This is a genomic window from Streptomyces sp. NPDC005551 (assembly GCF_042871785.1).
GTDB lineage: Bacteria > Actinomycetota > Actinomycetes > Streptomycetales > Streptomycetaceae > Streptomyces.
Genome location: NZ_JBIAJE010000005.1, coordinates 41,540 through 54,348 on the forward strand (window position 1 = coordinate 41,540; position 12,809 = coordinate 54,348).

General features: G+C 72.3%; 7 protein-coding genes. 2 read left to right on the forward strand and 5 right to left on the reverse strand.

What is annotated here, in order from left to right; translation table 11 throughout:
• The first annotated feature begins 206 nt into the window (after nucleotides 1-206).
• Complete coding sequence (locus ACFYP4_RS15595) at nucleotides 207-2,678, forward strand: tetratricopeptide repeat protein (protein WP_388785755.1); 2,472 nt, start codon at nucleotides 207-209, stop codon at nucleotides 2,676-2,678.
• A gap of 318 nt (nucleotides 2,679-2,996) precedes the next feature.
• Here ACFYP4_RS15595 and ACFYP4_RS15600 read toward each other — a convergent pair whose 3' ends face one another.
• From ACFYP4_RS15600 to ACFYP4_RS15620, 5 genes are all read right to left on the reverse strand, one after another.
• On the reverse strand, nucleotides 2,997-3,431 hold the full coding sequence (locus tag ACFYP4_RS15600) for a protease inhibitor (protein ID WP_358854490.1): 435 nt from the start codon (nucleotides 3,429-3,431) through the stop codon (nucleotides 2,997-2,999).
• A 456-nt stretch (nucleotides 3,432-3,887) separates the two neighbouring features.
• Nucleotides 3,888-4,928: a LacI family DNA-binding transcriptional regulator gene (locus ACFYP4_RS15605; protein ID WP_358854491.1), complete on the reverse strand. Its 1,041-nt coding sequence runs from the start codon at nucleotides 4,926-4,928 to the stop codon at nucleotides 3,888-3,890.
• A gap of 66 nt (nucleotides 4,929-4,994) precedes the next feature.
• Nucleotides 4,995-7,427 (reverse strand): glycoside hydrolase family 3 C-terminal domain-containing protein, encoded by a 2,433-nt coding sequence (locus ACFYP4_RS15610; RefSeq protein WP_388785758.1) that lies wholly within the window; start codon nucleotides 7,425-7,427, stop codon nucleotides 4,995-4,997.
• Nucleotides 7,428-7,444: 17 nt separating this feature from the next.
• Complete coding sequence (locus ACFYP4_RS15615; protein ID WP_358854493.1) at nucleotides 7,445-9,193, reverse strand: discoidin domain-containing protein; 1,749 nt, start codon at nucleotides 9,191-9,193, stop codon at nucleotides 7,445-7,447.
• A 76-nt stretch (nucleotides 9,194-9,269) separates the two neighbouring features.
• Nucleotides 9,270-10,364, reverse strand: coding sequence for a DUF1996 domain-containing protein (locus tag ACFYP4_RS15620; protein ID WP_358854494.1), 1,095 nt, complete (start codon nucleotides 10,362-10,364; stop codon nucleotides 9,270-9,272).
• A 412-nt stretch (nucleotides 10,365-10,776) separates the two neighbouring features.
• Between ACFYP4_RS15620 and ACFYP4_RS15625 the strand changes: the two genes are divergently transcribed.
• Nucleotides 10,777-12,573 carry a coagulation factor 5/8 type domain-containing protein gene (locus ACFYP4_RS15625; protein WP_388785760.1) on the forward strand — a complete coding sequence of 599 codons (1,797 nt, stop codon included), beginning with the start codon at nucleotides 10,777-10,779 and terminating at the stop codon, nucleotides 12,571-12,573.
• Nucleotides 12,574-12,809 lie beyond the last annotated feature (236 nt).

Genomic DNA, 12,809 nt, shown 5'->3' on the forward strand with positions numbered 1-12,809 from the left:
GGGCGGGACAGCCCTCACAGCGAGCCAAAGTCTGTGAACTCCGCGGCAATCGGGACAATGCCGGACGACTGTTCCGTACAGCCCGTCCACGATGCGCCCCGGTCACGGACGTGTTCGGAACCTTGTCCCGAACGGCGTCCGACGGCCCGGCCGCCAGGCTGGAATGAACATTGCCAACCAGCTTGCCCCTGGTAAGGATGGCTTCCATGGGGGATCACAGGGGGACAGCGCCTCAAGAGGCGTCGGACGCCGTCGCGTTTGTCGCCTCGCTGCGGCGGCTGAAGGACGCGTCGGGGCTGACCTACCGGCAATTGGAGGCGCGCGCGGCCCGCCTGGGGCGCACACTGCCGCCCAGTACGCTGGCCGGTGCGCTCAACCGCGTGTCACTGCCGCGCGCCGAGCTCGTGGCGGCCCTCGTGCACGCCTGCGGCTGCTCCGACGAGGAGCGCCGTGCTTGGCTGGCGGTGCACCGGCGGCTCAGCGCTGGCGGCGGGCTGGGCGTACGGGCCGCCGCCGTACCGCGCGGGTTTGCCCGGTTCGCCGCGCCGGGGTCCGAGCCGGCCGCTTCGGACCGGCCACCGAGGCAGCCGCACCTCCCGGTCGTGCCCGCCCAACTCCCTGCCGACTCCTCGGCTTTCACGGGCCGTCTCGCCGAGCTCCAGCAGATCCTCTCCCTGGGGCCTGGCTTCCGGCCCGGTCAGGACACGACTGCGATCGCGATCGGTGTCATCGACGGTATGGCAGGCGTCGGCAAGACCACCCTCGCCGTGCACGCCGCCCACCGGCTGGCACCGGACTTCCCCCACGGCCGGCTCTTCGTCGATCTGCACGGCTGTACGCAGGGCGTCGACCCCGTCGACCCCGCCACCGCGCTGGCGTCCGTGCTGCGGGCCCTCGGCCTGCCGAAGGAGGGGATCCCGCCCGGACTCGACGAGCGCGCCGCCCTCTACCGCACTCTGCTCACCGGCACGCGCACCCTGGTCGTGCTGGACAACGCCCACAGCGAGTCCCAGGTCATCCCGCTGCTGCCGGCCGCGCCGGGCTCCCTGGTCCTGATCACCGCCCGGCGGCGTCTCATCGGCCTTCCCGATGCCCGCCACATCTCCCTGGGCGTCCTGCCGTCGGCCGAGGCGATCAGCGTCTTCACCCACCCCTTCACCCACCCGTCCGGCACCGGGCGGCTGGCGGGCACAACCCCCGAACGCCTGGCCGAGGTGGCCGATTTGTGCGGGCGCCTGCCGCTGGCGCTGCGCCTTGCCGCCGCCCGGCTGCAAGCCCGGCCGGCGTGGACCGTGGACGATCTCGCCGTACGACTCGCCCGGCACCACGACCGGCCGGCGGAGTCGGATAACCCCCGGCGCAGCGTGCACGCTGCGCTGGACCTGTCGTACCGGCACCTGACACCCGAGCAGCGGCGCACCTACCGGCTGCTCGGCCTGCACCCCGGCGCCGACCTCGACGCCCACGCCGCCGCGGCCCTCACCGGCACGCCCGTGGCGCACACCGTCCCGCTGCTCGACGACCTCGTCGACTCCCACCTGCTCACCGAACCGGCCCCGGGCCGCTACCGTTTCCACGTCCTGATCCGGGTGCACGCCATGACCACGGCCAACGCCGAGGACACCGAGGCGGACCGCCGGGCAGCACTCCACCGCCTCTTCGACCACTACGCCCGCACGACATCGGCGGCGATGGACACGGTGTACCCGTATGACACGGCCCGGTGCTCCCGCGGCCGGGCGGCCGGCCTGTCCATCCCCTTCTTCCACGGCCCGGCGGAGGCGGAGACCTGGCTGGACACCGAAGTGGAGAACCTGCTCGCCGCCGCCGCCCACGCGACCCCCGAAGGCCGGCCCCGGCACATTCGGCACCAGACGGCTGTGCTCCACCGGCACCTGCGGACCCGTGGCCGGTGCAGCGATGCCGTGACGCGCGGCCGAAGCCCTGGGGGCAGCGACCGCGCCGACCGGCCGGACGCGCTGATCCGTTTCGGCGAGATCCACTACAAACTGGGCCGCTACGAGCAGGGGCTGCGCTGTTTCCGGCAGGCCGTCGATCTCGCCCGCGCCACGGAGGACCGCACCGGCGAGCTGTACGCCCTGTTCGGTTTCGGCCACGTTCATCGGGCCCTCGGCCGGTACCCGGAGTCCACGGACCACTTCTCGCGGGGCCTTGACCTCGCTCGCGCCACGGCCAACCGCAAGGCGGAACTGTTCGCACTGATCGGTGTCGGTCACGGCCACCTGGTGCTGGGGCGGCAGGAGGCAGCCGCGCGCTGTTTCGCGCGGGCCCGCGACCTGGTGGGCACGGCAGGCGACGACCTCGACAACCTGTCGGTGCTGATCGGCTGGGGGGATCTCCACCGGCCCCAGGATCGTCACCAGGAGGCACCGATCCCCGTCGAGCCCGCGACACGGGCCACCCGTGGCACGGGTGACGGCGACGATGAGATCGAGGTTCACGCCGGGCTGGGCAGGTGCCACCAGGTCTCCGGCCGCCACCAGCACGCGCTCACCTGCCACCGCACCGCGCTCACCCTCGCCACCAAACACGCCCACCCCGGGGACCAGGCACGCGCCCACGACGGCCTGGCGCAGGCCTACCAGGCCCTCGGCCACCACGACCGCGCGCGCGACCACTGGCGCAGCGCGCTCGCGATCCTCACCCTGAGCGGCTAGTACTCCAGCCGGACTTCTGTATTTCTCCTGGTCAACGGCCTGGCGGTGGGGAGTGTAGCGGGGGTTTGGCATGGGTGGTGCGGTCTTGGCCGGCCGTCCCCCACCCCTGGTTGTGGGCTATGCCGTCAACGCTCCCAGGGGGCCCGTGGCGCGCCCCGGGTGGCCTCGTTCGGGGACACATGCCGAGGGCCGGCGGACGGCCCCACTCCGTCCCGCCGGCCCTCGGTGCGAGATCGCGTGGCACTCCCGCGACGGGGGCTCGCACTCCCCAGCAACGGCCCTCGGTCAGTGCTCACGGGGGCCCCGCGATCCCGGTCTCTAGAACGCGAAGACGTTCGTCCCGTAGGAGTTCTTCACGCACTCGTTGGCGAAGGTCCGCTCGTACGACACGCGCCGGCCCTGCCACACACCGTCGACGGTGACGACCACCGGATCGAACTGCTTGGTGCACATCACCCCGTCTCTCGCGTCCAGGGCGTCGAAGTCCCCGCCTGCGGCGCGGAGTTCGGAGCAGGCCCGGACGGCGGCCGGGTGTGTACCCGAAGCGGTCGGGGCGCAGCTCAGGGTGACGGCCCGTTCGGGGGTGAGGGTGGCCGCGCTGTCGCCGTGGCCCACCGTGAGGACGAGGGCCGAGGGGGCGTAGAGCGAGGCGGGGGCGTGGCCCGGGGCGGCGAGGGCGGACCCGGCGAGGGGGCCGCAGACGGCGGTGGCCGTCATGGTCAGAGTCGCTGCCCAGCGCGCGGTGTTCGGCATTGTGTGCATCCTTCCGCTGTGACGAGGCTGCACCGGCTCGGGTTTGTTGCCGGTGCGGCGAGCGCGAGTCTGCCGAGTCGGGCGCGGAAACACACATCGACCCCATGCGTTTCGGTAACTTTGAGTATTGAATCAGTGGCGCGAAGTCACAGAATTCGAACGTGCTAGCCCCGCAACCGTGGGCTCGATGATCGCCGGAATCGGCCCGCTGGCCGGTTTCCCATGGCTCGGCAATAGGCCTGAAACATTCCGGTTCGGCCCGGAAGCAGGGGTCACGCCCGTCGTGCGGAGACAGCGTGCCCGTGCGCACCGCACCGGCGTCGCCGTCGCCGTCGCCAAGGGTGCAGGTCACCGGCATCATCGACGCCGAGGGCGCACCTCACCGCCGTCGCCGATGGTGGGGACGCGCCCCAGGGCCCCCGGCCAGGACCGCCCGCCGTGGGCTCCCGTGACGCGCTACGCCGAGGCGCGGACCACGAGTTCGGGCTCGAAAATCAGTGAGGTGGGCTCCGTGCGCACGCCGCGGATGTGCTCGTCGAGCAGCCGCGCCATCGCCGCCGCCATCTCCTCGACCGGCTGGCGCACCGTCGTCAGCGGCGGTCGGCAGGTCACCGCGACGCTGGAGTCGTCGAAGCCGACCACGGCGACATCGTCCGGCACCCGTCGGCCGCACTCCCGCAGCACCTGGCAGACGCCCTGGGCCATCAGGTCGTTGGCCGCGAACACCCCGTCCACGTCCGGATGTCCGGCGAGCAGGGCGGACATCGCCGACATGCCGCTGTCCAGGGTGAAGCCGCCCTCGGCGACCGGCACGTGCGGGTACCCCCGGCGCGCCATCGTGTCGCGGAACCCGGCGAGCCGGTCCTGGCTCGCGGAGACGCCCAGCGGTCCCGTGACCGTGACGATCCGCCGGCACCCCCGGGCCAGCAGATGCTCGGCGGCGAGCCGGGCCCCGTCCCGGTGGGCCAGGTCGACATGGCTGAGCGGTACCGGCCGCGACGGCCGCGCGAACAGCACCGCGGGCAGGCCCGCGTCGGCCAGCAGCGCGGGCAGCGGGTCGTCCGCGTGTGTCGAGACGACCAGCGCGCCGTCGGCGCTGCCCTGCCGCAGATAGGCCAGCGCCTGCGCTCTCGCCTCGACGGATTCGGCGAACATCAGCACCGGATGCATCGAACGGGGTCGCAGGTAGCCCACCACTCCCCCGACGACGCGTCCGAAGAACGGGTCCGCGAACACCCGCGTGGCGAAGCTGTTCTGCTCCTCGTCCGTGGCGTCACCGGCGCCGGAGACGATCAGTGCGACGGTCTCGGTGCGCCGGGTGACCAGGGATCTGGCGGCCCGGTTGGGCGCGTAACCGGTCCGCTCGACGGCCTGGCGCACGAGGTCCTGGATGGCCGGATCGACGTTGCGTATGCCGTTGATGACCCGGGACACGGTCGCGCGGGAGACCCCCGCCTCCCGCGCGACGTCCTCCAGCGTAGGAGCCTGTCTGCTCATGCCCGCACCCTAACGGCCCGGTCCACGAGCGGTATAGAGCGCTCTCCGGCGCAGGCGGGGCCTAGGTCAGCCGGTTGCCGTCACCTCCACCGCGGCCGCCAGCGGGAGATCGCCGGCCGAGCGCCCGGCCAGCACCCGGTAGCGGCCGGGCTCCGTGCGCCAGGCGTGTTCCTCCGGCGACCAGTGCCGCAGGGCGCGGGCCGGGACGTGCACGCGGGCCGTGACCGTCTCTCCCGGCGCGGCCGAGACGGCCGCCCAGCCCGCGAGCCAGCGCACGGGCCGCTCCCGCTCCGATCCCGGCCGGGCGAGATACACCTGGACGACCTCACGTCCCGGCCGACGGCCGGTGTTGCGCACGTCGGCCCGCACGGTGAACGGAGCGCCCGCCTCGATCGCGGAGGGCACGCTCACGTTCTCGTAGCACCAGCTCGTGTAGCCGAAACCGTGGCCGAACCAGTAGGCGGGCTCCCGGTGTTCGCGCAGCCATGCCCGGTAGCCGATGTGCAGTCCCTCGTCGTAGGCGAGCCGCCCCTGCTCCGGGCGGGTCCGGGTGACCGGCGCGTCGGCGAGGCCGGCCGCCCAGGTGGTGGGCAGGCGTCCGCCGGGTTCGGTCCGGCCGAACAGCACGTCGGCCAGTCCCGCACCCCCCTCCTGCCCGGGGAACCAGGTCAGCAGAATCGCGCCGGCCCGCGCGCGCCAGGGCAGCTCCACGGGTCCGCCGCTGTTCACGACCACCACCGTGCGCGGGTTGGCGTCCGCCACCACCCGCACGAGGTCGTCCTGCCGGCCGCCGAGCGCGAGACCCGTCCGGTCGTGGCCCTCCGTCTCGCCGTGTTCCGTCGTGCCGACGACGACGATCGCCGCGTCCGCCTCCCCGGCCGCGCGTACCGCCGCGGCCAGAGCCTCCTCGGCGTCGGGGCCGGGCGGTGCGGCGCTGACGACCGTCGCCCGCCCGGTGCCGGCGGCCAGTGCGCGCCGCGCCACCAGCCGGGCGGTGCGTCCGGCGGTCAGATGCACCCGGCCGTACCGGGCGGGCGGATTCACGTGGATGACCGCCGGGTCGTCGCTGTCCCGTGCGAAGTCGCCGTCCACCACGGTGTGTTCGTCCACGGTGAGGCTCATCCGGCCGAAGCCGCCGATCCCGAGGGTCCACTCGCCCGTCGTCCTCGGCAGCAGCAGCGCGCTGATCTCCACCGTGTGCGCGGCGGGCACCAGCAGCGGCTCCAACTGGCGTCCCGACTGCCGGTGTTCGGCGTAGATCTCGGCTCCGGACGCGTCGAGCACGCGCAGCAGGACGCCGGGGACGCCCGAGCGGGGGTCGCGGCACAGGCTCATGTCGAGCGGTGGCGGGGGCGCGTCCGGCGGGGGCCCGGGCGCGTGGACGACCCGGGCCCGGCCGCGCAGCCAGGCCCGGATGCCGTCGAGCGGCGTGACGACGGCCGACGGGAACACGCCGGCGCTTCCGCCGCCCTGTACGCGCGGACGGGCGGCGTGCGTTCCGATCACGGCGACGGTGCCCAGTTCCTCGGGGTCCAGGGGCAGCACGTCCCGGTTGTGCAGCAGGACGGTGCTCGCGGCGGCGGCACGGCGCAGCAGGCGTCGCGCGTCGCGGGAGCGGACCGGGGGCGCCGCCGCCCTCGGTCCGCCGAGCGCGCCGGCCCGGGCGGCGAGCCGCAGCAGCCGCCGTACCTTGTCGTCGACGGCCGCCCGCGGGACCGTCCCGGCCTCGACCGCGCGGACGAGCGCCTCCCCCCACGGTCCTTCCGGGCCCGGCATCGCGAGGTCGAGACCCGCGCGGGCCGGTCCGGCCGTCGAACGCACCGCGCCCCAGTCGGACACGACGACCCCGTCGAAGCCCCACTCGTCCTTGAGGGGTGCGGTCAGCAGCGAACTGGCGGTCATCGTGCGACCGTTGACTCCGTTGTATCCCGCCATGACCACCCGGACACCCGCTTCGACGGCCGCTTCGAACGGGGCGAGGTACACCTCGCGCAGGGCCCGCTCCCCGACCCGTACGTCGACGGTCAGCCGGTCGGTCTCGGAGTCGTTGGCGACGTAGTGCTTCGCGGTGGCGGCCACACCGTGTGCCTGGATGCCGCGGATCAGTGCGGCACCGGTGCGGCCGGTCAGCTCCGGATCCTCCGCGAAGCACTCGAAGTGGCGCCCGCCGAGCGGACTGCGGTGCAGGTTGAGGGTGGGGGCGAGGACGACGTCCACGCCCTTGCGCCGGGCCTCGGCGGCGAGGAGGCCGCCGAGCCGCTCGACGGACTCCTCGTCCCACAGGGCGCCGAGCGCCGAGGCCGAGGGCAGCAGCAGCGAGGGATCACGCTCGTCCCAGGCCTCCCCGCGCACCCCGGCGGGTCCGTCCGACATCACCAACTCCCTGAGGCCTAAGGCTGGTTCGGCACCCGTGCGCCAGGTCGTCGCACCGGTGAGCAGCCTGACCTTCTGCGGCAGGGTCAGTTTGTCGAGCAGGCGTTCCAGCTCTTCGTCGGTCATCGGTCCGAGGCCCCCGGTCAGCGGTAGACGCCGAAGTGGTACAGCGAATAGCCCCAGCCGGTTCCGCGGGCGGTCGCGTTCACCCGCACGTACCGTCCGGTGCCGCTGACGTCCCAGTCGTCGACACCGCCGTTGCCGTCGCTCACCGTGCGGACGGTCTGCCAGCTCTGGCCGTCGTCGGAGGTCTGCACGGTGTAGGCCTTGGCGTACGAGGTCTCCCAGACGAGCTGCACGTGGGAGAACGTGGTGCGCGTCCCGAGGTCGACCCGGATCCACTGCGGGTCGCTCCAGTCACTGGCCCAGCGGGTGTCGGGCTTGCCGTCGACGGCGTTGGCGGCCGGGCAGGGGCAGTCGCCGCCGGAGGGCTGGTACGAGGAGGCGGTGGCCGGCCTGCCCAGCGCGAGGTCGGTCCCGTCGACCGGCGGGGCCACCACCCGGACCGAGCGGGTCTCGACGCCCACATTGCCCTTGCCGTCGGCGGCCTTGACGTAGATCTTCCACACACCGGGCCGGTCGGGCGCGGTGAACCTGAGCCTGCCGCCGCCCAGGTCGGTGGCGGGCAGCGGGGTGAGCTGCTTGCTCTGGTCGAGGTAGTTGCTGTTGGCCAGGACCTCGTAGGAGAGCGGGTCGCCGTCGGGGTCGGTGGTCCTCGCCGTGACGGTCAGCGCGCGACCGGCCGGCACCTTGGCGGGGTCGGCGTCCAGGGCGAGTTCCGAGATGACGGGCGGGGTGTTGTCCCGCGAGGTGTCCGCCCCGTACGCCTTCTTCACCGCGTAGTACGACAGGCGCTTCTGGCCGGCGGGCAGCAGGTTGAACCAGATGCCGCCGAAGTCGTACTCGGTGCCGTAGTGGAACATCGTGGCGCCCAGGGCGACTCCCTGGTGGCCTTTGACGCAGTTCCAGGCCCTGGTGTAGCCGTCGGCCTTGGCCCGGTCGGTGGGTTCCTGCGGTACGCCGTTGGCGTCGTCCGGGACCTCCCACTCCCCGGCCGGTCCGGTCTCGGTGACGATGTAGGGCTTGGTGTAGCCGCCCTGTTCCCAGTTGGCCCGCACGTCGCAGACGGCGTTGTAGGCGTTGACGGCGTACAGGTCGAGGTCGGGGGCGTTCCTCTTGTAGTAGGGCCAGGCGCCGGTCCACGCGTCGGTCGAGGTGACCGGGTGGTTGGGGTCGACGGCGTGGATCTTCCGGGTGATGTCGTTGACGAGTGTGGTGTAGGCGTTGCGCTGGCGTTCCAGTTCGTCTCCGCTGTAGCAGTTCTGCAGTCCGAGCACCGACTCGTTGCCCACGTTCCACATCAGGACGCCGGGGTGGTCCTTGTAGGTGCCGACCCACTTGGGGAACTCGTCGAGCACCTGGTTCCTGTACGCGGTGTCGGTGAGGTAGTTGACGCAGCCGCCGCTGCCGGGGCCGCCGCCGGGCTGGAGCCAGAAGCCCGCGATCACCTTGATGCCGTTCGCTGCCGCCGCGTCGAACAGGGGCTTGCTGGAGGCGTCGGTGCCCCAGGTGCGGATGGTGTTGACGCCCATGGACCTCAGGTCGGGCAGATAGCGGCCGGCGTCCGCGACGGCGGGCCCCCAGGTCAGTCCCTTGACCTGGTACGGGCGGCCGTCGACGGACAGCTGCCAGTTGCCCTGCGAGCCGGTCACCCTGACGACGCTGCCGGCCGCGCGGGCCTCCTGCGCGGGCAGCGCGAGAGCGCCCGCGGCGAGCAGGGTCGCCACGGCGGGTGCGGCGGCTCGTCGGGCGGCGGTACGGGATCTGGTCATGTCTGCCTCTCCGGTGTGCGGGTGGGGGGAGGCCCGGCCGGGCCGGCGGGGACCGGGCCGGCCGGGACCGTGCGGGTCAGGGGAGCCGGTAGTTCGCGTCCAGGGCCGCCCCGGCCTCGGGGTGGGTCTGGTCGTAGCCGCGCGCGTCGCACTGGAGTGCGCCGACGACGCAGTGGCGGACGAGTGCCTGCAGCGTCGCGTCGTCCCACGCGTTGAAGAAGTCGTAGTGGAACGAGTAGGCCGGACCGCTCGCCAGCCTCACCTGCGAGAGGTCACCGTTGACGGGGAAGGCCATCTTGAACTCGATCATCGGCAGCGCGACCGGGTGATCGGCCGGGCAGATGTTGTTGTTCGTACCGGGGTTGACGACCGGGTAGGCCATGTGGCTCTGGTGGTCGGGGGTGTCCAGGTACTTGCCGTCCCAACAACTGGGCGCCTGGAAACGGATGTTGAGCTGGACGTCGGGCGTGGTCGGGCAGCCGGCGGGGAACTGCACGTTGAAGAAGCTGTTCCCGCACTCCCATCCCTCGACGAAGCCGCGGTGGTTGCGGAACTGCTCCGCGGTCTGCATCGGGCTGCCGACCACGAACCGCAGCCCCTTGGGGAAGGACCGGACGCTGGTGTAGTCCGTGACGCCGGCCTTGTAGTAGATGACCTGGGGTCCGGTCGGCAGCACCGCCTGCGTCCCCTTGAACAGGGTGGGCATCCAGTAGGCCGACTTGTCACCGGGCGCCTTGCAGGTGGTGGACCCGCTGCCGAGCGAGGCGGTGCTGCTGGCCGCGTTCGTCGTCGTGTTGCCCATGAAGGTGTGGTCGTGGGACCTGCCCGGCTGGGCCGGATAGACGATGGGATCGTCCGGCTTGGTGTGCGAGACCGAGCAGTTGGCCTGGAACTCGTGGAAGTAGCGGTGGGGCGGCTCCTTGGTGGAGGGCTGGACGCCGGTCACCTGCGGGACGGCGGGGATGTAGCCGTCGCCGTCCGGGTCGTCGGGTGAGGCGGCCGTCGACGCGGCCATCACGTGGCCGGCGTGCGAGACGGCGGCCGGTCCGGCGGCGGGCCGGGCGGTGGTGAACGTGTCGGCGCTCATGGCGACTCCGCCGAGGCCGAACGAGGTCAGCAGCAGTGCGCCACTGATCAGAATTCCTGAGACGATCTTCGATCTCCGTGCCATGGAGACCTCCTGCCACGTCGAGGGACGGTGGGGGTCGGGCGGCGGTGCACGGTGCTTCCGCGGCCGGCAGCGAGGGACGGTCACCTGTGCCGGAAACAGTCCGGGAGAGCGCTCTCCCGATGGAGTGTTGTGGCGGTGACGCGGGAGTGTCAAGGGATCCGACGCAGTGTCATGGGAGCGGTGTCGCGCACCTCTTGAACGCAGTCCCCGGCCGGGCCGAGGGACCCCGGAGACCGCCGGAGGCGCCGAATCTCACCAAACCACCGCGTAGCCGCCGTTGAGTGCGCAACAACTCGCGGGACTCCCGTCACAACTCTTGACGCGTCGTTCACGCGGATGAAGCATGCATCGGCGAGAGAGCGCTCCCAGACACCCCACACCGTTCATTTCCTGAACCAGGAGAGTCTCCCCCATGCCCCCTGCCCCCACAGGTCCCTCGTCTTCCGGCCCGTCCCCCCTCGCCCGGCGCACCATGCTCGGTGCCATGGCCGCCGCGGCGGCCGCGCCCGGACTCCTCGCCCTGTCCTCGCCCGCACAGGCGGCGCCGGACGCGGCCGGCGCGCTGCCCGGCGGCGGCGATCTCGGCCCGAACGTGATCGTCTTCGACCCCTCCACCCCCGGCATCCAGGCCAGGCTGGACCAGGTGTTCGCCCGGCAGGAGTCGGCGCAGTTCGGCACCGGCCGTTACGCGTTGCTGTTCAAGCCCGGCACCTACCACGGGCTCAACGCCCAACTCGGCTTCTACACCTCGATCGCGGGCCTCGGACTGTCTCCCGACGACACCACGATCAACGGCGACGTGACCGTCGACGCGGGCTGGTTCAACGGCAACGCCACCCAGAACTTCTGGCGTTCGGCCGAGAACCTCGCGCTCAACCCGGTCAACGGCACCAACCGGTGGGCCGTCGCGCAGGCCGCGCCCTTTCGCCGCATGCACGTGCGGGGCGGCCTCAACCTCGCCCCGAACGGCTACGGCTGGGCGTCCGGCGGCTACATCGCCGACTCGAAGATCGACGGCACCGTCGGCCCGTACTCGCAGCAGCAGTGGTACACCCGCGACAGCTCCGTGGGCGGCTGGACCAACGCCGTCTGGAACATGGTGTTCTCGGGTGTCCAGGGCGCACCGGCGCAGTCCTTCCCGAACCCGCCGTACACGACGCTCGACACCACACCCGTCTCCCGGGAGAAGCCCTTCCTCTACCTCGACGGGAACAACTACCGCGTCTTCCTCCCCGAGAAGCGCACCAACGCGCGGGGCACCACCTGGGGCAACGGCACGCCGCGCGGCACCTCGCTGCCCCTCACCCAGTTCTACGTCGCCCGGCCCGGTGTCACCGCCGCCACCCTGAACGCCGCGCTGGAGCAGGGCCTCCACCTGCTGCTCACCCCGGGGATCTACCACCTCGACCAGCCGGTCCAGGTCAGGCGGGCCAACACCGTGGTGCTCGGGCTCGGTTACGCCACGCTGATCCCGGACAACGGCGTCACCGCCGTCAGGGTCGCCGACGTGGACGGCGTACGGCTCGCGGGCTTCCTGATCGACGCCGGACCGGTCAACTCCCCCACGTTGCTCGAGGTCGGGCCGGCCGGCGCCTCCGCGGACCACTCCGCCAACCCGACCACCGTGCAGGACGTGTTCATCCGGATCGGCGGTGCGGGCGCGGGCAGGGCCACCACCAGCATGGTGATCAACAGCCGGCACACCATCGTCGACCACACCTGGATCTGGCGCGCCGACCACGGGACGGGGGTCGGCTGGGAGACCAACCGGGCCGACTACGGCATCCGCGTCAACGGCGACGACGTCCTGGCCACGGGCCTGTTCGTCGAGCACTTCAACAAGTACGACGTCCAGTGGTACGGCCAGCGCGGCCGCACGATCTTCTTCCAGAACGAGAAGGCGTACGACGCCCCGAACCAGGCGGCGATCCAGAACGGCTCGGTCAAGGGGTACGCGGCCTACAAGGTCGGCGACTCCGTGACCACGCACGAGGGCTGGGGTCTCGGCAGCTACTGCTATTACAACGTGGACCCGACGATCGTCCAGCACCACGGGTTCGCCGCGCCGAACAGGCCCGGGGTGAGGTTCCACGACCTGCTGGTGGTCTCGCTCGGCGGCAACGGACAGTACGAGCGCGTCATCAACGACACGGGTTCACCGACCTCCGGCACCTCGACCGTGCCCTCCACGGTGGTGTCGTACCCCTGACGGACCCGGTCCCGCCCGCCGCCGGGCGTCACCGCGGCGGGCGGGACCGCACAGGGCAGCCCGGCCGACTCTCTTTCACCAACCCGGCGTCCGTCTCCTTCGCCAACCCCTCCCCCCGCGAATCCTCTTCTGCGACGGCGCCCTCGCCGCCCCGAGCGACGGGAGGACCGGGCCACCGACCGGACGTCCCCGCCGCGCGATGTGCGCACCTCGGTGGACGGGCATCGGCGCACTCG